The 17,947-nt window shown below is 64.1% G+C and carries 21 protein-coding genes; 6 read left to right on the top strand and 15 right to left on the bottom strand.

Annotation, left to right across the window (positions count from 1 at the left end; genetic code table 11):
* Position 1 precedes the first annotated feature (1 nt).
* The gene (locus Q9235_RS23925) at positions 2 to 460 is read left to right on the top strand and encodes a hypothetical protein (RefSeq protein WP_306224304.1); all 459 of its coding nucleotides are present in this window, start codon (positions 2 to 4) and stop codon (positions 458 to 460) included.
* Here the strand turns inward: Q9235_RS23925 and Q9235_RS23920 are convergent.
* Both Q9235_RS23920 and Q9235_RS23915 read right to left on the bottom strand, forming a co-directional pair.
* Positions 457 to 1,368 carry an NAD(P)/FAD-dependent oxidoreductase gene (locus Q9235_RS23920; RefSeq protein WP_306224303.1) on the bottom strand — a complete coding sequence of 304 codons (912 nt, stop codon included), beginning with the start codon at positions 1,366 to 1,368 and terminating at the stop codon, positions 457 to 459. The genes Q9235_RS23925 and Q9235_RS23920 overlap by 4 nt on opposite strands.
* Positions 1,369 to 1,411: 43 nt before the next feature.
* Positions 1,412 to 2,044 carry a DUF6766 family protein gene (locus tag Q9235_RS23915; protein WP_306224302.1) on the bottom strand — a complete coding sequence of 211 codons (633 nt, stop codon included), beginning with the start codon at positions 2,042 to 2,044 and terminating at the stop codon, positions 1,412 to 1,414.
* A 135-nt stretch (positions 2,045 to 2,179) separates the two neighbouring features.
* Between Q9235_RS23915 and Q9235_RS23910 the strand changes: the two genes are divergently transcribed.
* Both Q9235_RS23910 and Q9235_RS23905 read left to right on the top strand, forming a co-directional pair.
* On the top strand, positions 2,180 to 3,472 hold the full coding sequence (locus Q9235_RS23910; protein WP_306224301.1) for an SDR family oxidoreductase: 1,293 nt from the start codon (positions 2,180 to 2,182) through the stop codon (positions 3,470 to 3,472).
* Positions 3,472 to 3,951 (top strand): DUF2269 family protein, encoded by a 480-nt coding sequence (locus Q9235_RS23905; protein WP_306224300.1) that lies wholly within the window; start codon positions 3,472 to 3,474, stop codon positions 3,949 to 3,951. The genes Q9235_RS23910 and Q9235_RS23905 overlap by 1 nt, the downstream gene beginning before the upstream one ends.
* Here the strand turns inward: Q9235_RS23905 and Q9235_RS23900 are convergent.
* The 7 genes from Q9235_RS23900 to Q9235_RS23870 all read right to left on the bottom strand — a co-directional run bounded on the left by Q9235_RS23900 (position 3,935) and on the right by Q9235_RS23870 (position 9,795).
* Complete coding sequence (locus Q9235_RS23900; protein WP_306224299.1) at positions 3,935 to 4,864, bottom strand: arginase family protein; 930 nt, start codon at positions 4,862 to 4,864, stop codon at positions 3,935 to 3,937. The genes Q9235_RS23905 and Q9235_RS23900 overlap by 17 nt on opposite strands.
* Positions 4,865 to 4,919: 55 nt before the next feature.
* Positions 4,920 to 5,171: a hypothetical protein gene (locus Q9235_RS23895; RefSeq protein WP_306224298.1), complete on the bottom strand. Its 252-nt coding sequence runs from the start codon at positions 5,169 to 5,171 to the stop codon at positions 4,920 to 4,922.
* 535 nt (positions 5,172 to 5,706) lie between these two features.
* Positions 5,707 to 6,150, bottom strand: coding sequence for a hypothetical protein (locus tag Q9235_RS23890; protein WP_306224297.1), 444 nt, complete (start codon positions 6,148 to 6,150; stop codon positions 5,707 to 5,709).
* Positions 6,151 to 6,166: 16 nt separating this feature from the next.
* Entirely contained in the window at positions 6,167 to 6,544 is a 378-nt protein-coding gene (locus Q9235_RS23885) for a VOC family protein (protein WP_306224296.1), read from the bottom strand.
* Positions 6,541 to 8,070 (bottom strand): FAD-dependent oxidoreductase, encoded by a 1,530-nt coding sequence (locus Q9235_RS23880; RefSeq protein ID WP_306224295.1) that lies wholly within the window; start codon positions 8,068 to 8,070, stop codon positions 6,541 to 6,543. The genes Q9235_RS23885 and Q9235_RS23880 overlap by 4 nt, the downstream gene beginning before the upstream one ends.
* A 63-nt stretch (positions 8,071 to 8,133) precedes the next feature.
* On the bottom strand, positions 8,134 to 9,207 hold the full coding sequence (locus Q9235_RS23875) for an ROK family protein (RefSeq protein ID WP_306224294.1): 1,074 nt from the start codon (positions 9,205 to 9,207) through the stop codon (positions 8,134 to 8,136).
* A gap of 171 nt (positions 9,208 to 9,378) precedes the next feature.
* Positions 9,379 to 9,795, bottom strand: a complete 417-nt coding sequence (locus tag Q9235_RS23870; RefSeq protein WP_306224293.1) for an Lrp/AsnC family transcriptional regulator — start codon at positions 9,793 to 9,795, stop codon at positions 9,379 to 9,381.
* Between the two features lie 308 nt (positions 9,796 to 10,103).
* Between Q9235_RS23870 and Q9235_RS23865 the strand changes: the two genes are divergently transcribed.
* Positions 10,104 to 10,931 carry a carbon-nitrogen hydrolase family protein gene (locus tag Q9235_RS23865; protein ID WP_306224292.1) on the top strand — a complete coding sequence of 276 codons (828 nt, stop codon included), beginning with the start codon at positions 10,104 to 10,106 and terminating at the stop codon, positions 10,929 to 10,931.
* 5 nt (positions 10,932 to 10,936) lie between these two features.
* Positions 10,937 to 11,695, top strand: a complete 759-nt coding sequence (locus Q9235_RS23860) for an HpcH/HpaI aldolase family protein (protein ID WP_306224291.1) — start codon at positions 10,937 to 10,939, stop codon at positions 11,693 to 11,695.
* A 214-nt stretch (positions 11,696 to 11,909) separates the two neighbouring features.
* Here Q9235_RS23860 and Q9235_RS23855 read toward each other — a convergent pair whose 3' ends face one another.
* Positions 11,910 to 12,128 (bottom strand): hypothetical protein, encoded by a 219-nt coding sequence (locus tag Q9235_RS23855; RefSeq protein ID WP_306224290.1) that lies wholly within the window; start codon positions 12,126 to 12,128, stop codon positions 11,910 to 11,912.
* A 275-nt stretch (positions 12,129 to 12,403) separates the two neighbouring features.
* On the opposite strand from Q9235_RS23855, the gene Q9235_RS23850 reads away from it, so the two are divergent.
* Positions 12,404 to 13,648, top strand: coding sequence for a flavin-dependent oxidoreductase (locus Q9235_RS23850; protein ID WP_306224289.1), 1,245 nt, complete (start codon positions 12,404 to 12,406; stop codon positions 13,646 to 13,648).
* Between the two features lie 157 nt (positions 13,649 to 13,805).
* Here Q9235_RS23850 and Q9235_RS23845 read toward each other — a convergent pair whose 3' ends face one another.
* The 5 genes from Q9235_RS23845 to Q9235_RS23825 all read right to left on the bottom strand — a co-directional run bounded on the left by Q9235_RS23845 (position 13,806) and on the right by Q9235_RS23825 (position 17,850).
* Positions 13,806 to 14,264: a cupin domain-containing protein gene (locus Q9235_RS23845; RefSeq protein WP_306224288.1), complete on the bottom strand. Its 459-nt coding sequence runs from the start codon at positions 14,262 to 14,264 to the stop codon at positions 13,806 to 13,808.
* Between the two features lie 55 nt (positions 14,265 to 14,319).
* A complete protein-coding gene (locus tag Q9235_RS23840) occupies positions 14,320 to 15,018 on the bottom strand; it encodes an ABC transporter ATP-binding protein (RefSeq protein ID WP_306224287.1) in 699 nt (232 codons plus the stop codon).
* A 165-nt stretch (positions 15,019 to 15,183) separates the two neighbouring features.
* Complete coding sequence (locus Q9235_RS23835; RefSeq protein ID WP_306224286.1) at positions 15,184 to 15,933, bottom strand: ABC transporter ATP-binding protein; 750 nt, start codon at positions 15,931 to 15,933, stop codon at positions 15,184 to 15,186.
* The gene (locus tag Q9235_RS23830; RefSeq protein ID WP_306224285.1) at positions 15,926 to 16,921 is read right to left on the bottom strand and encodes a branched-chain amino acid ABC transporter permease; all 996 of its coding nucleotides are present in this window, start codon (positions 16,919 to 16,921) and stop codon (positions 15,926 to 15,928) included. The genes Q9235_RS23835 and Q9235_RS23830 overlap by 8 nt, the downstream gene beginning before the upstream one ends.
* A 2-nt stretch (positions 16,922 to 16,923) precedes the next feature.
* Entirely contained in the window at positions 16,924 to 17,850 is a 927-nt protein-coding gene (locus Q9235_RS23825) for a branched-chain amino acid ABC transporter permease (RefSeq protein WP_306224284.1), read from the bottom strand.
* Between the last annotated feature and the right edge of the window lie 97 nt (positions 17,851 to 17,947).

Genomic DNA, 17,947 nt, shown 5'->3' with positions numbered 1-17,947 from the left:
CATGGGCGGCCTCGTCGCCCGGTTAGTCTCTGTAGTGACGGCGGCGCTCAAGCGCCAATTGATCGTGTATGTCCTCTGGGTTGCCAGCGGGCTTTTGGCGGTCTTCGCGGCCGGATACGCGCTTAGTGCACTTCATGCGGCGCTCATGTTCCGCTGGGGCTCGATAACGGCGAGCCTCATCGTCGCTGGTGGTTTGTTGCTATTCGCAGTAGGCCTCATCGTCGCCGGATACGTTCTCTCACAAACCCGGTCGCCGTCGCTCTACCAGCGCCTGCAAGACTCTCCGGCGATCGCGCGAACCGCGAAGGTTCTGATACGGCCAAAGCGGACGATGGCGCCGGCCGTTGCTGGGGCAATCGCGGGTGCCGTCGCGGTCGGAACGCTGGCATTCTTGAGGAGGCGCAGGGGCGCCGTTCAAGAGCTCACTGCGGAGAGGCTCCACCGCGACCGGTTCGATTAGCGCAGCATCGGCTTGGCCGTAGCCAAGTCATTGCGGATAGTCGTTGCGGCGACGCCGGCCTCGCCCATCGCGTGGCTGATCTGGTCCAGCCCGACTACGACATCGCCGGCGGCGTACAACCCCGGGACATTGGTGCGCTGGTGGGCATCGACCTTGATGCACCCCTCGTCAGTCAATACTGCGCCGACGGCCGCCGCTAGTTTCGAGTGAATGTCAGAGCCGAGTGCGGGATAGACAGTATCGAAGGACATCCGCCGCGGACCTACGCTGACGTGTATCGCGGTCTCGTGGAGGACAAAATCACTCGGTTGACCGCGAACTATCACGATGCCGACCGCGCCGACCCTGCTAAAATCCTGCTCGGTCAACTCGGCGTTCGGATCTAGGATCAGCGTGACCCGATCGGTGAAGGATCTTAGGAAGATGGCTTCGGTCAGGGCGCGCGCGCCGCGGCCGATGACACAGACGTTCTGATCCGTCACTTCATAGCCATCGCACACCGGGCAATAGCGCAGCCTGCCCGTGCGCAGCGCTTCATCATGAACGGCCTCGGGAATGTCCGGTCGCCTGTTGGTTACCCCGGTTGCGAGAAGCACGGTTCTGGCAGAGCCGCTCACCTCGCGACCGCGGCAGACAAACCCGAGGGGACCTGTCACTAGTTCGTCGACATGCCCATCGAGGAAGCGGGCTCCGTATTTGAGCGCCTGGTCACGCATGCGGTCTAGCAGGTCGGCCCCTGCGATGCCTTCAGGAAACCCGGCGTGGTTGTGAGTGCACGGAATCTGACGCGCGCGACTGTTGCCGTCGTCGATCACGGTCACGGACAGATGGAATCGCGCGAGATATATCGCCGCGGTCAGTCCCGCAGGTCCGCCTCCGATGATCAGGCAGTCGAGGGCTTCCGACATCGCTCGCCTTTCACTGGTCACATTCCTGTTTGCCGGCGCACCCTCACGCGCCGGTCTCGTCATTGCCTGCGGCCGCCGGTTTGGATTCGGGAGAGCCGCGGTGCCGTAGGAATATCGACAATACAACCAGCATGGCCGTCGAGAGAAACTCCGACTGCCAGTTCTGGAAGGATTCGAACCAAAGCTCGGAGTCGCCGAGGTATTCGAGCGCCGACTGAGGTGCCCGGCCATGAAGCGCCGCCTCTTGATTGGCAGCGACCATGCTGAACCACCAGTGGAGGACGAACGAAATTATAAAGAGAACGGCGAGGGCGATGCCGAGCGATCGTTCGTAGAGCCAGGCGAGGATCGGATGGCGGTCGCGCCAAGGAACTTCGTCTCCGTCGCGCTCGGGGTCGTCCGGATCGCGTGACTCCGCCGAGCCCCGCTGGAAAAGCATTGCGGTCAGGACGACGTAAACCGCCATCTGCAGGAACTCGCTCTCCCAGTTCTCGAACAGGGCCGAGAGGAACGTGCCTCCGGAAAGGTAGGCCCCCAATCCGAGTGCAGCTTGACCATGTTCCACAAGTTCTTGGTTGCGGGATGCATGCCCGGTCAGGGCCATCCCTATCAGGGAGACAAGGAACATCGCGGAGAGTGCAAGCGTGAGGCCGTTATCGCGAAGGAGGTGCCGCATCTGCCGCTGCCTATTTATCTGAGCTGCCGGTCGGAGAAACTCGGTCCGCACACCGGTGTTCCGCGTCGAGCGGCGTCCAGGAACATCGCGAGCCCGCTCAGGTTGGGGCTGCATAGCCCTTAGCCGGAGATCAACGTGGCCCGTATTGCCGTCATCGGAGCCACGGGGCTGATCGGGACGAACATTGCCGTCGCATTGGCCACACGCAGCCGGGTTTTGGGCATATCCCGTCACGTCGAGGATGCCGCCCGACGCCATCCGACGATCGAATGGAAGACCGCAGAAATTGGACGCACGAGTTCTGCCGAATGGGCGCGTCTGCTGACAGGCGTCACGGCGGTTGTGAACTGCGCTGGCGCTCTTCAGGACGGTCCCACGGACGACCTGGCAGGAACCCATCACATCGGAGTGGCTGACTTGGTTGCGGGTTGCAGCGCGGCGGGCGTCAGGCGTTTCGTCCATTTCTCGGCAATGGGGGTCGATAGCGCGACGCCGACGCGGTTCTCGGCAACCAAGCGGGCGGGCGACGACGTGCTTTCCGCGAGCGCACTGGAATGGGTCATCCTGCGTCCGTCGGTCGTTCTGGGCCCTGCCGCCTACGGCGCCAGCGCGCTTATCCGCGGGCTTGCGAGCCTCCCGTACTTGCCCGTCATGCCGAATACAGGAGCGCTCAGACCGGTCGCCCTCGAGGACGTCGTCGCGACGGTCGCGTTCTTCGTTGTGCCCGGGGCACCGACGCGGCTCGCGTTGGAACTCGCCGGGCCGGAACGCTTCGAGTTCGTCGAACTTGTTCGCCTTTACCGGAGATGGCTTGGTCTGCCGCCGGCGGTCGAGTTCGCTCTACCGAGCTGGCTGGCGACCCTTGCGTATCGAAGCGGCGATTTCGCCGGCCGGCTGGGCTGGCGACCGCCCGTGCGCAGCACGGCAAGGCTGGAGGTCGCGCGAGGCGCGACCGGCGATGATTCGGACTGGAAGCGTCTCACGAGAATCGAACCCAGTCGCATCGGTCAAACCCTCGAAGCCCGACCCGCATCGGTGCAGGACCGTTGGTTCGCCACGCTCTATCTCCTGAAGCCCGTGATCATCGCCAGCCTCGCCTTATTCTGGATTGGCTCCGGATTGGCCTCGCTCGGTCCCGGCCTGCCGACCGGCGTGGCCTTGATGGGGCAGGGCGGCGTCACCGGTCTTTGGGCGAATCTCGCCATCGTCGGCGGCGGCCTCGCCGATCTCTCGATCGGGGCGGGAATAGCGTTCCGGAGGACCGCGCGCCCAGCGATGCTGGCCGGGATAGCCGTGTCCCTCGCCTACGCTCTGGCAGGGTCCTTCGTGACGCCGTGGTTGTGGTTCGATCCGTTGGCGCCGCTTCTGAAGATCGCCCCGGTCATTGCATTGATGATGGTCGGTCTCGCCACCTTGAGGGATCGCTGATGACGTATTTGCTCCTCAAGTATCTTCACCTTCTGGGCGCCATCGTGCTGATCGGAACCGGGGCCGGGATCGCCTTCTTCATGGTGATGGCCCACTTCACCGGGAATGTGAGCAAGATCGCCGGTGTCGCTCGGATCGTCGTCATTGCCGATTTCGTCTTCACCGCCAGCGCTGTCATCGCTCAGCCGATTACAGGTGTTCTCCTTGCTCGTGAGGCGGGCTACGACCTGTCTGAAGGGTGGATCGTGCTGTCGATCATCCTCTACATCGTCATCGGGATGTTCTGGCTTCCCGTCGTGGTCATGCAGATGCGCATACGCGATATCGCCGAGGGAGCCGAGCGCGCAGGAACCGCCTTGCCCCCGCGATACCGTGTGCTGTTCTGGACCTGGTTCGTGTTCGGGTTTCCCGCCTTCGGCGCGATCCTGGCCATCCTGTGGCTGATGATGGCCAGGCCACCGGTCACTCTGTTCGGGTAGCCCGGGTAGCGACTGCGTTTGATGACTTTGCGTTCGTGCGAACGGCCCGATGAGCTTGGGCCACCGCCTCCAGGAAGCTGGTCGCAAACTCGCCGACCAAGCCCTCTTTGTCTAAGCTCGGGTCGTACGAGGCGACGCCGGCCGCCGCGATGTCAAACCTTTCCAGGATCAATTGGAGGCATTCCGCCACGTGTTCGGGAAACAACCCGCCAGCGCGCGCGAACTCGTTTGCAGCTGCATAACGAGCGTCCAATACGTCGACATCGAGGTGGAGGTACACGCGGGTGACGCCCGCTTGGGCCATCCTGCTCAGCGTCGGCGCCAGCGACTTCGCGAGTGAAGCCGTCCGCAGGGTCTCTGAGTGCTGCCAACCAATCCCGGAAGCTTTTAGGACACCGATGGCTCCGTCATCCGCGGCATGTCCGCCGATCAGCAAAACTGTTTCGTCGCTTAGCGGTCGAAAGCCCGGCACTGTCGCGCATAGAGCCTGCCAGCAGCGTCCCGTCAGCGTGCTCAATCCCATCGCGTCTAGAAAATCGCCGGTGAACGTATCCGGGGTATCGCTGTCGCCATGGCCGTCGAACCAGATGACACCGAGGCCCGATAGGAGCCCTGCGCTCTGGAGACCGGCGACGGTTCCAAGGGACGCGTTGCAGTTTCCCGACAGAATGAGCGGGAGGTCCCCGCTCTTGGAAGCCAGCGTCACGGAAGCGGCCAGGGCGCGATGCAGCTCAAAGGCGCTGCCGATCTCGGTTGGAAAGTCAGTCGATGCCGTAAGTTGCACCGGAACGATGGTAACCGGCTCGCGTAGCCTCTCGATCAGACCAGCCTCAACGAGATGGAGCGGTCCGCGGCCCATCCGCTGACCGCGGTGTCCACTATCGTATGGGATCTGGATGATCTGGATTGTCATGAAAGCCCGCCGGCCGCTATATCGCGAATTCCTGTTCGTCTCCTACCCGACCGTTTCAGGCCGGATTATTGCGGGCTCTTCCGACCGCTGCGACGAGGCTGCGATAGTCGAGATCGCCGGCGTCGTCACGGAGGGCCTCCCTGAGGAAGCGGACCGGGAACCGGATCGCTTCGGCGTTGGGATCGGACAGATCGGTTGTCCGTTGCGAAGCACCGTTTTCCGCCCGGTCGAGGGCGGCTTCGATTTGCGAGGCGTTGAGTGAGCCGTTCCGCTTCATTTCGCCGAAGAGCGCCGCGACGGCGAGCATCAGGCCTTCGAGTTGCAGGTTTGCTGTGTTCATAAACCGATCTCCGGTCGATCCTTCAGTCTATTTTCGGTGCTCGTCGATTGCGAAAAGCTCGCGGATCGCGAGTGTTCCAGTTCCCTCAGGCCAGCGGTCAGCGCGGCCCCCCACACGAGATGTGCAATCAGCATCATTGCGTTGCGACGGGCGGGGTGTCGCGTCGCTACCTTGAGACGCCTCGTTGCAGGGATCCAACCGAGATAGCTCGCAACCCACACCGCGATTCCGTATGCGGCGCCTGTCGGGATGTCCCTGCGGCGACTGACCCCGCCGAACAGAGCTCCAGCGGCGGCTCCGTACAGAAAGTGGTAAACCAGCGTAGCGGTTGCCGTTCCGGCCGCCAACGACGGGAGATCTTCCGCCAGCTCGCGAGGAGGAAGAGGGTATCGTTCGCTGGAAGGCAGCTTCTGGTGAAGTCGTGACATCGTTGCTGTCATTGGCATGGTCGCAATGAAACCCGCCAACGCACCGAGGATTACTGCTTCGGGGCTCTGGCCCATCACCTGCTCTTTCGCGCCGATGTTGCCCAGAGGGCGAACGCCATCACGCCGTAGGTCAGCGCAATCGAGCGCGGCGAAACGACTTTCTCCCAGCCGGGCGTCAGACGTTTCGGGACGACGACGTAATCGACGAACGCCGCCAGAGCAGAGACACCGACTGCATCGAAGGCTGCGGAGCGCCGAGGGCCGAGCTTCTGGAAAGCTTGGAAGATCGCTGCCCAGAAGACCGAGGCGCCCTCGTGGGTCGCGAAACCCAACAAGGTGTGCTTCGCGTCGAAGGCCCGCGATGCAGCAGCCTCGTCGCCTCGGAACCAATGTCCCGTCGCATTGGTCGGCCGTATCGGATGGCGTCCTTCGGCCTTTGCGGCTAGCGCGAGGGCGATCGTCGAGGCAATGCTCACGGCTGTACCGGAGAATGCGGCCCTGGCGAGGGTCTCAAGCATCTGCGCCTTCCCTTTCTCATTTCCCGTGATGCGTGACGGCTTCGATCTTGTTTCCGTCCGGGTCGAGGACGAAGGCGCCGTAATAGTTGGGGTCGTATTCCGGTCGCAGGCCGGGCGCGCCCGCATCCGACCCGCCGTGCAACAGAGCGACGCGATGAAACTCGTCGACCTTGCGCCGACCGCCAGCGTCGAACGCGATATGAACCCCGTTCCCCGCGGAGGCGGGCTTGCCGTTGACGGGCGTCTCCAGGCTGAAGACGACGGTGGACACCCCGTAATCCGCGGAGTCCTCCGAAGCCTTGAGGAGGCTCAGTCCGAGCACCCCGAGCACGGCATCATAGAACTTCCTGCTCCGGGCCACGTCATTGGTGCCGAGCGAGACGTGATGGATCATGACGAAGCCTCGCCATCCGCGAGCGGTCTGATGGCCGGGGCGTTGAGGACGCTGCCGTCCGGCGCGAAATGCGATCCGTGACAGGGGCAGTCCCAGCATTCCTCGAACGAGTTCCAGTGCAGGTGGCAGCCCAGATGCGTGCACGCCGCCGACTTCTCGATGACGTTCCCGTTCTTGGTTCGGTAGGCCGCGATCTTGCTTAGCCCTCTTCGGACGATCGCCCCTTGCCCCGGCTTCAGTTCATCGATCGAGGACAGCTCACCCGGTGCGAGATATTCAGCGAAGTTCTTCACCGCCGTTATGTTTTCACTCACATAGGTCGACGCTGCCTTGATGGGCTTGCGGTCGGGGTCGTAAACTGCGGCGAACTCGTTCTCGCGACCCAGGATGAGGTCCGGGATCAGCAAGCTGGCAACGACGCCGTGGGTGATGCCTTGCCCGGAGTCGCCCGTGGAAACGAGCACGCGTTTGCTTCCCGCCTCCCGCCCGATGAAGCCGCAGTAGTCGAGCGTGTCCATGACCTGGCCAGACCAGCGATAGCGCTCGGGACCGAGATCCGGGATGAGGGTCTTGGCCCAGGAGGTGAGGGCGGCAAAACGCGCGTCGGCGTCATCGGCCTCGCCTGTCTTGTGATCCTCGCCACCCACGATCACGATATCCTTACCATCCTCGCCGGGTGTGAGGCGGACGTAGTGATAGGGGTCCAGGGTATCCCAGTAGAGGGCGTCGTCGAGCTTCCCGGGCTCGATCTCGAAGCCCATGGCGTAGGTTCTATAGGGCGCTTGCTTCGTGTGCAGGGCGACGAGGTCGTGAATCGGGGAATTCGTCGCGATCACGGCATGGCCGGCCGTGACGATGTGGCCCGACTCAAGCTTTAGCTCGACCCGGTCGTCCTTCTCGTTCACCTCGACGACGGCCGTGTCGGAATGGAGACGCGCGCCCTTCGCGCTCAGCGCCTTGGCCACGCCCCGTAGATACTTCAACGGGTGGAAGGTCGCCTGATCCGGGTACCGCAGGAATGGTCGATCCTCCAGTGTGCGCAGGGGCAGGCCCTTCCCGCGCTCCACGGTGACGCCAATTTCTCCCGCTGCCGAAACCTCATCGTCGAGGACGCTCTCCTCGCTTTCGGGATCGAGAAAGAGGATCCCGTCGAGGCGCCTGAACTCGCAGTCGATCCCAAGCTCCTTCTGAATGGTCTCGATGCGATCGACGGCTGCGTTCTGGCTGGCCTGGAACCCCCGCGCCAGCTCCTGGCCGCGCATCGATAGCAATTCGGCGAGGGAGTCGTCGCAAATGGGAGCGAGGTGAGCGGTGGTGCGCGCCGTCATGCCGCCGGCGATCTCGCCTCGATCGAGAACGACGACGGACAGGCCGCGCTCCGCTAACTCATAGGCAACGGACAGGCCCGCGATCCCGGAGCCAACGATGGCAACATCGGCGGAATGGTCCGACCTCAGGAGCTCGGCCTTGGGCGCTACCTCGACATCCATCCAGACCGAACGACTTCGTTCGCGCTTCGCATTCATGGCAGACCTCCGCGTTGGTCTGCGTGCAACGTTCTCGCATCGATTAAGTTCGGGAGAGTTGGCCTATGGAGCTGAACCCCGCTCACTCGTTCGATTCTCGTAGCTCGCGTTCCCGAGCCCCGTACCGATTGTCAGCACACCCCAGTTTTTAACGTCTTGCATGAAAGGCACTTCGCTGAGGCCCTGGATGACGGCGTCATTGTGCATGCTAACCATCGTTTCGTGCTCGCCTATAACAGGAACCGTTTGCCTGACCTCGTCGATCAAATTGAACCGGCTGCTTTCCCAGTTTCCGGGTAGGTTTTGAGCTCCCCGATCAATGCTACCGTCCGGCTGAATAATGCCGGGACATCCGATGCCAATGAATGGAGCAACTTTGAGCCCAGCCTTTTCGGCTTCTTTAATCTGGCTGCGTATCATCTCGCCAAGCCGCTTCACTGCCGCGTCGCGCTTTGTAGTTTCATCGGCGTGACGCCACAGCTCGAAAGAGCAAACACGCGCCTTACTTAGATCGGTCGCCTTTTTCTGACGCAACTCGACAATGCCGGCACGAATGTTCGAACCGCCGATGTCGACTGCGATCAAGCTATCAAAGGCCTCGAACATCCATTTCGGAGCGATGTGCGCGTTGCCAAGCAAACCCGCCTCGTCGGGGTGGTTTCGGATCGGCAAAAGATCTACGGCGTGGCGCTCGCTACGAAGGATGATCGCGGCGCGTCCGATAGCGAGCTCGCCGGCTCGGCTCTGCCTAAAGCCGCCGCCGACAACTATCCGTTCGACGGAAGACCAAGCTTTAAATCTGTAAAAGCGGCGGACGACCGATGCTAAGGCCTCGGCATATTTCTCGATCGCGCTATGCACCAAAGCTGCCGCACCGGCATCGTCGCCGGCTAATATCGCATCCAAGTCCTTCTTTTTCAGCTCTTCGCTTGGCTTATCGATCGGATCCTCGCCGGTTTCCCGGAATGCCGCACGCAGTTCCTCCAAGTGATCGAAGATCGCGCCACGACGCGCTTTGTCCCCTACGAAGCCGTCTTCATCCCTGGCTTCAAGATTGTAGCTCGTGACGATTACCGAAGGGAGTTGAGATGCTCCGTTGGGCCCATCCGCCGGCGTGGATTTCAAAATTTTTGCCATGGAGAACCTCATCGCTGCGAGACACTCAACGGCCTGCCCGCCGATCAGTTCCTGCTACTGATTTCGCCCTCATGCCTAATCAATAACGCGCTCTCCAACCGATCGCGATCCATGCATTCGCAGCTCGGTCAGCGCCTCTCAAGAGCGTTGGCATTGCAACTGGTGTCGGGCTTATGCCGGTCCCAGGAGGATGTGCGTTTCGGATTTGGAGATGCCTTCCATGATCCGGATGCCGCTCACCAGTCGGTTGAACGCGGGCATGTCCGCGACCTCGATTTCCGCTACGAGGTCCCAGAGACCGTTGGTCGTATGAAGCCCTGAAAATCCTGGGTTCTTCCGCAGGGCCGCTACAACGCTCTTCACGTTGCGCCCCTCCAACTCGATCATCATCACACCGCGTATCCGATCGGTGGATTCCATCTCCTTCAGCCGCACCGTGAACCCGGCAATGATCCCGCTCGCGAGCAAGCGATCCATTCGGATTTGAACGGCGCCGCGGGCGACGCCGAGAAGCTTGGCCAATGTCGGAACCGTGGATCGGGCATTGATCCGAAGTTCAGCGATCAGGCGGTGGTCGAGGTCGTCCATCGGCTTGCCGATTCAGGCAGTTGATCTGTCGATTTCGACAGTATCAGCTTCATATCAAACGAACACGCCGTTCTTCCGGGCTGAGGGATCGCGTAACGTCGCGCCGAGCTCTACCGTGGAGGAAACGTCGCTGTGGAACACGATTTGAAGCCGGAGTTCGGACCCTGCGTTCGAGAACTTTCGTGTCGACTGGTCGGCTGGGGGAGCTCTGGAGACGAGCCGAAAACGACAAGGCAATCGCCGGCTGAACCGGCGCTCTCGCCGTAGCCCGAGCCGATTTTCACCATCACAACCGGATGCAAGCACCCATGAAAGTAGCGCTCATTCAAATGAATGCCGGCCAGGACAAGGCCGCCAACCTCGCGAAAGCGCAGCGCCTGATCGAGCAGGCCTGCGCCGAGGAGAGGCCGGATCTGGTCGTTCTGCCGGAATGTTTCACGCTCTATGGCGGCGACGCCCAGGCGCAACGCGACGCCGCGGAGCCATGCCCCGGCGGCGAGGCCTATACGATGCTGCAGAACCTCGCGACGCGGCACAAGATCTACATCCATGGCGGATCGCTCAATGAGCGTGACGGCGAGGCGGTCTTCAACACCAGCGTCGTCTTCGACCGCGAAGGGCAGGAAGTCGCGCGCTATCGCAAGATCCATCTCTTCGCCATCACCGCGCCGGACGGCACGGTCTATGACGAAGGCAAGATCTACGGGGCCGGCAGCGAGATCGTCACCTTCGATCTCGACGGCGTCAGGGTGGGTTGCACGATCTGCTACGACCTGCGTTTCCCGGAGCTCTTCCGGGCGCTGGCCGATGCCGGCTGCCAGGTCATAGCGGTTCCCGCCGCCTTCACCCTGCATACAGGCAAGGAACATTGGGAGGCGCTGCTGCGGGCGCGGGCGATCGAAAGCCAGTGCTTCATTCTCGCGCCAGGGCAGGAGGGAGCCTACGAAGAGGACGGGCAGATTCTGTACAATTACGGCCATTCGCTCGTGGTCGAGCCATGGGGCACGGTTGTCGCCCGCCGCGCCCTCGGCGACGGCATCATCGCGACTCGCCTGGATCTTGCGGCTGTCGCAACCGCCCGCCAGCGCATTCCCTTGGCCCAGCATCGCCGCCTGCCTTTCGCGAGCCAGGCATGACGACCATGAGCGCTCTTCCCGAATTCGGCTGCTGGCTTTCGGCTCCGGATGTTGTCTTCATCGAGATGGCCGCCGATATCGGCTACGAGACGCTGGTGCTCGATGTCGAGCACGGGACATTGTCGCTGGCCGATCTCGACAAGCTCATTCCGCTCGCGCGGGCTCTCGGCCTCACCGTCATGGTCAAGGTCGCGGGACCGCAGGCCGAGCCGATCCAGCAGGCTCTCGACTTCGGCGCGAACGCCGTCGTCATTCCGCATATCGGTACGGCGGCCCACGCTGCCGCTGTCTGCCAGGCCGCCAAATACCCGCTTCTGGGCAGCCGCAGCTATGCCGGTTCCCGCCCCGTCCGCTATGGCACTCCGTCCCAGGATTATTTCGAAGCCGACAACGGGGCGACGGCCTGCTATCCGATGATCGAGACGGCGGAGGCGCTGGCCGATATCGAAGCCATCCTTGCCTTGCCGACTGTCGACGGCGTGTTCATCGGCCCTTCCGACCTCTCGCTGACGCGCGGGCGAGGGGCCTATCGCTTCGCCGAAGCTGATCAGGCCGATATCGCACGGATCGCGGCCGCTTGCGCAGCGGCGCGCAAGCCATGGATCATGCCGGCCTGGAGCGCTGCGGAGCGCTCCTTCGCATCGGCTCATGGCGCAAAGCTGCAGGTCATCGTGGAACAGCAATCGGCGATGGCCAGCGGGATGAAGGCGACCTTCGATCGGGTTCGGTCGGATCGGGGAGTTCATCGAATGGCCGTCTCGTGAAACCGAGAACGGTGCCGCAAACGGCATAGCCCTGATCCGGCAAAAGCTCCATGCTCACGCCGCGAACTGCGTCCCGACCATCTCCTCGGCACGATGGCAGCGCACGCCGCGCCCGGCGACCTGGCGCAGAGGCGGTAACTCCTTGGTGCAGCGCTCCTGCGCGAAGGGGCAACGGGTGTGCGCTGGCGACGTGCTGGCGCTGGCTCCCCGACAATTAGTGCAGGTAGCGATCGATATAATTGTCCGACAGTCCGACGCGGCTCGGAAATTCGCCGACACGGCCACGACGTTCGCTGCGCGCGCAGAGTTTGTGCAGCCGCAGGCCGTCACCGATCGAACTGCCGATCGTGCGGCGCGGGTTGAGGCTGACATAGGGGTCCTGAAAGACGACCTGCACGGCGCGCCGGAATCGTCCGGCATCGCGGTTCAGCAAGACCTGGGCGTCCGCCCCGTCCAGCAGGACATGGCCCGTGTCGGTTCGTGCAGGCGGGTCCAGGCAGCGCGCAAGGGTCGACGTGCGCCACCGGATTCTCTGACGATCGCCAAGGGCTCGCCGCGGATAGCGTGAAGGACAGGCAGGAGACGGCCTTTGCCGCGCCGTGGCTCATCGGGAACGTGACGCTGAGGTCAGCGGTCGCACCTGCGCATTGACAAGGCAAACCGAGATATTTCAAACTTAAAATATCGAGATCGCTGAGGGGCGACGTCATGCGGGTGATCATTGTCGGCGGCGGCATCGGCGGGTTGACCTTGGCCTTGATGCTCCATGCCCGTGGCATCGGCGCGACGGTCTACGAGCAGGCCAGCGAGATCCGCGAGGTCGGCGTCGGCATCAACACGCTGCCCCATGCCATTCGCGAACTCGCCGATCTCGGCCTGCTGCCGGCGCTCGACGCGGTCGGTATCCGCACGCGCGAATTGCACTACATGAACCGCTTCGGGCAGACGGTCTGGAGCGAGCTGCGCGGCCTGCATGCGGGCGCGCCGGTGCCGCAATTCTCGATCCATCGCGGCCGCCTGCAAAAGGTCATCCGCGATGCGGTTGCCGAGCGGCTGGGCGAGGATGCCATCCGGACCGGCCGTCGGTTGCAGGGCTTCATCCAGGACGAGGGCGGAGTTACCGCGCATTTCAGCGACACCCGCTTCGGCGAGGGGGGCGAGACGGCGCGCGGCGATATCCTGATCGGGGCCGACGGCATCCATTCCGCCGTGCGCGCCTTCTATTTCCCGAACCAGGGGCCGCCGCGCTGGCAGGGCGTGCAGATGTGGCGCGGCGCCTGCGACTGGCCGGTCTTCCTCGACGGCGAGAGCATGATCATCGCCGGCGGCATGGCCGGCAAGCTGGTGCTCTATCCGATCGGTGCGGGCGCGACGCCGCAGACGCGCCTGCTGAACTGGGTCGTCAATATCCGCACCGGCGATCCCGAGCGGCCGCCGCCGAAGGAAGCCTGGTCCAAGCCCGGCCGGCTCGAGGACGTGCTGCCCTTCGCGCGGCGCTTCAGCGTGCCCGGTGTCGATATCCTCGCCTTAATCCGGGCGACCGGGACGTTCTGGGAATATCCGATGTGCGACCGCGACCCGCTGCCGCGCTGGACCCATGGCCGCGTCACGCTGCTCGGCGATGCCGCGCATCCGATGTATCCGGTCGGCTCCAACGGTGCTTCGCAGGCGATCCTCGATGCGCGCTGCCTCGCCGACTGGCTGGCCAAGGCCGAGCATCCGCGCCAGGCGCTGGCGGCCTATGAGGCCGAGCGCCTGCCGGCGACGGCGGAGGTCGTGGCGATGAACCGCGTCGGCGGGCCGGAGCGCGTGATCGACGCGGTCGAGACGCTGGCGCCGCAGGGCTTCGACGATATCGAGAAGGTGCTCGACCGCGCCTCACGCGAGCAGATCGTCAAGGGCTATGCCGGCAAGGCTGGTTTCTCGGCGGAGCAACTGGCGCGGAAGAAGTAGCACCGCGACCCCGAAACCAGAAAAGCGCCGGTCATCCCGGACGCAGCGAAGCGAAGATCCGGGATCCATTCCTGAACCTCAGTCGGAGGCGCTCGGGAATGGATCCCGGGTCCAGCCCGGGATGACAGAGCGTTTTCGTTCAGGGCCCTCTCTACCCTCAACCCGCGTCGGGCGGAGGCGGCAGGAAGTCGACCTCGTGCTTGGCCGAGAGCGCGACGACATCGGCCGGCTTCTGTTCGGTCATGGAATGCAGGCCCCAGAACAGATCATAGAGCCGGCCGGTCGGCGAGACCCAGAACAGGCACTTCACCGTGGCATCGCTCTTGTTGAACAGGCCGTGCGGGATGTTGCGCGGCAGCTTGATCAGGTCACCGGCGGTGGCGAAGCTCTCCTTGCCGTCGAGCAGCAGGTCGAGCCGGCCCTCCAGCATGTAGATGAACTCGTCTTGCGTCGTGTGGATATGCGGCGGCACGAAGGTGCCGGGCGGCAGGGTCGCATGCCAGGAGAAGCTCTCCTCCGTCAGCGTCTTCGGCACATAGGTCTGGCCGAGGATGTTCCAGGAAATGCCCTCCAGGCCTTCATTGGCGCGCGTCACGCCGGCAGTCAGCGGGTTCATGGGTCTTGCTCTCCTCATCTGCCGGCTTTGGGCCGGGTGGCGGTGACATCATCTGCTAGAAATGCAGGAAACGATCTTTCACGGCGCTGTCGCTGCGTAGTTCGGCGCTGGAGCCGCGCCAGACGACGCGGCCCTTCTCCAGCACGACATGGCGATCGGCGATCCGGACCAGCGCGTCGACATTCTTGTCGATGACGAGGATCGACTCGCCTTCCGCCTTCAGGGCCGTCAGGCAGTTCCAGATCTCCTCGCGGATCAAAGGCGCGAGCCCCTCGGTCGCCTCGTCGAGGATGATCAGCTTGGGATTGGTCATCAGCGCCCGTCCGATCGCCAGCATCTGCTGCTCGCCGCCGGAGAGCTGGTTGCCGCGGTTCTCGCGCCGCTCCCTGAGACGCGGGAAAAAGGCGTAGATGCGCTCGAGATCCCAGCGCTTCTTGCCGGAGCGGTCTGCCGCTGTCGCGATCAGGTTTTCCTCGACCGAGAGCGTCGGAAAGATCTGGCGGCCTTCGGGCACGAGCCCGATGCCGGCCTGTGCGATGCGGAAGGGTGCGGCACCGGTTAGGTCGCGCCCGTCGAAGGCGATCTTCCCGGCGCGCGCCGGTAACAGTCCCATGACCGAGCGCACGGTCGTGGTCTTGCCCATGCCGTTGCGACCGAGCAGGGTCACGACCTCTCCCTCGCCGACGGCAAGATCGACCCCGAACAGGATCTGCGCCTCGCCATAGCCGGCATCGAGCCCTTCAACGCTCAGCATGATGAGCGCTCCGTCTTTGTCATTCCGGGGCGCGCAGCGAACCCGGAACCCACGACTGGCTTCGATGGTCCAGTTGCGTTGGGAAGGGCTCGCCCAGTCGTGGGTTCCGGGTTCTTCGCTTCGCGAAACCCCGGAATGACAAGGGTAGAGCAATGTGCCCGCATCTCACCCCTCCTCGCCGAGATAGGCTTGCCGCACGGCCGGGTCGGCCCTGACCGCCGCCGGCTCGCCGGAGGCGATCACGCCGCCATAGACCAGCACGGTGACGCGGTCGGCGAGCGCGAAGACGGCGCTCATGTCGTGCTCGACCAGGAGCATGGCGAAGCGGCCCTTGAGGCTGTTCAGCAGCGCGATCAAGCGCTCGCCCTCCTCATGGCCGACCCCGGCCAGCGGCTCGTCGAGCAGGATGAGCTTCGGCTGCAGCGTCAGCGCCATCGCGATCTCCAGTGCGCGCTTCTCGCCATGCGAGAGGCTGCCCGCGGGCGCATGGGCGCGCTCTGCGAGGCCGACTGCTTCGAGCGCTTCCCAGGCGGGGGCGTTCAGCGCCTCGTCGCGGGCAGCGTCGCGGAAGAGCGAGAGTGGATTGGCACTATGCGCCTGCACGCCGAGCGCGACATTCTCCAGCACGGAGAGCGAGGGAATCGTCGAGGTGATCTGGAAAGTGCGGGCGAGCCCGGCCCGCGCCCGTGCCTGCGGCGGCAGGCGGGTGATGTCCTGGCCACCGAACAGGATCGCGCCGGCATCCGGCCGGAGCGTCCCGGAGATCTGATGGACCAGAGTGGTCTTGCCGGCACCGTTCGGGCCGATCAGCGCGTGGAGCTCGCCCGGCGCGATCGTGAGGTCGACCCCATTGGTGACCTTGAGCGCGCCGAACGACTTGGCGAGACCCTTCAATGCGAGCGCCGGCTCAGCCATCGCGGCGCCCCCTCAGCTTGCTGACGAGGCCGGCGATGCCGCCATGGGTGAACAGCACGAAGAGCACGATCAGCGGCCCGAAGATGATCTTCCAGTTTTGCGTCAGTGACGAGAGCACGTCCTCGGTGATCAGGAAGGCGAGCGCGCCGAGGATCGCGCCATAAAGCGAGCCGACGCCGCCGAGCACGGTCATGAAGATCAGTTCGCCCGAGCGCGACCAGGACATATAGGCCGGGCTGACGAAGTCGGTCTGGTTGGCGAGCAGGAAGCCGGACAGGCCGGCCATCATGCCGCTGATCACATAGGCACCGAGCCGGACATGGTTGACGTCGTAGCCGGTGATGGTGACACGCACGGCGTTCTCCCGCGCCGCTCGCAGCACCCGGCCGAAGCGCGAGGCGACGACGCGCCGGGCCAGCCAATAGCAGGCTGCCAGCGTGCCGAGCGCGATATAGTAGAAGCCGGTGCGGTTGCTGAATATCTCGCGCCCGAGCAGCGTGCTCTTCTCGTAGAGCGTCAGGCCGTCATCGCCGCCATAGGCCGAGAGCGCCTGCGCGAAATAGAAGGCCATCTGCCCGAAGGCGAGCGTGATCATGATGAAGGCGACGCCGCGCGTCCGCAGCGAGACATAGCCGGTCACGGCCGCGAAGACGGCGCAGGCGAGCAGGATGACCGGCAGCGCCACCAGAAGTTCCGTCTGGCCCTCGGTGATCAGGATGCCGGCGCCATAGGCGCCGATGCCGATATAGGCGGCGTGGCCGAAGGAGATCAGCCCGCCGATGCCGAGGATGAGATCGAGCGAGAGTGCCGCGATCGCGAAGATCATCGCCCGTGTCACCAGTGTCAGCCAATGCCCGGGCAGACCGAGCATTGAGGCGAGAGGTAGCAGGGCGAGCAAGGCGAAGATGACGAGCGGCGCGAGCCGGCGCACCGTCGGCGCCGGACGCCTCGCCGTGGCTGCGGCGGGATTCGGAGGAGCGCTCGCCATGCTCAGGAGCGTCCCTTGGCCGGCAGTAGACCGTCCGGCTTGACGAAGAGCACCGCCGCCATGACGAGGTAGATCAGCATCGAGGAGAGCGCGGCGCCGGTGGCGCGGGCCGATGCCGGCGCCATGAACAGCCGGAGCAGGTCGTTCATCGAGGAGCGGCCGAGCGTATCGACGAGGCCGACGATCAGTGCGCCGACGAAGGCACCGCGGATCGAGCCGATGCCGCCGACGACGATGACGACGAAGGCGAGGATCAGCACCGTGTCGCCCATGCCGGGCTCGACCGAGAGGATCGGCGCGGCCATCGCCCCGGCAAAGCCCGCGAGCATGGTGCCGAAGGCGAAGACGATCATGAACAGCTTGCGGATGTCGACGCCGAGCGCCGAGACCATCGGCGCGTTTGAGGCTCCGGCCCGGAGCAGCATGCCTGTGCGCGTCTTCTCGACGACGAACCAGAGCAGCGCGCCGACGCCCAGGCCGGCTGCGATAAGCGCGAAGCGGTAGACGGGGTAGAGGATGCCGTCCATCAACCGGACATTGCCGGAGAGGAATTCCGGCACCGGCACCGAGAGCGGCGCCGCGCCCCAGATCATCTTCACCGCCTGATTGAGCAGCAGGATCAATCCGAAGGTCGCCAGCACCTGGTCGAGATGGTCTCGTTCATAGAGATGCCGGAAGACCAGGAATTCGAGCGCGAGGCCCAGCAGCAGCGCGGCGGCGAGCGCCAGCACCAGCCCCAGCAGGAAGGAGCCGGTCAACGAGACGAAGGTCACGGCGAGATAGGCGCCCAGCATGTACTGGACGCCATGGGCCAGGTTGATGAAGTCCATCACACCGAAGACCAGCGTCAGCCCGGCCGCGACCAGGAACAGCAGGACGCCGAACTGGAGCCCGTTCAGGAGCTGGACGATCAGGAGGCTGAGGGTCATCGCGCGGTCCTATGTCAGGGCCGGTCACAGGACGTCATGCCCGGGCCTGACCCGGGCATCTCGTGACGAGGAGATCCCCGGGTCGAAGCTGCGCTTC

The sequence above is a fragment of the Bosea beijingensis genome (genome assembly GCF_030758975.1).
Lineage (GTDB): Bacteria > Pseudomonadota > Alphaproteobacteria > Rhizobiales > Beijerinckiaceae > Allobosea > Allobosea beijingensis.
Note: the sequence above shows the minus strand (reverse complement) of the source record. Positions and strands in the feature narration are given on the sequence as shown.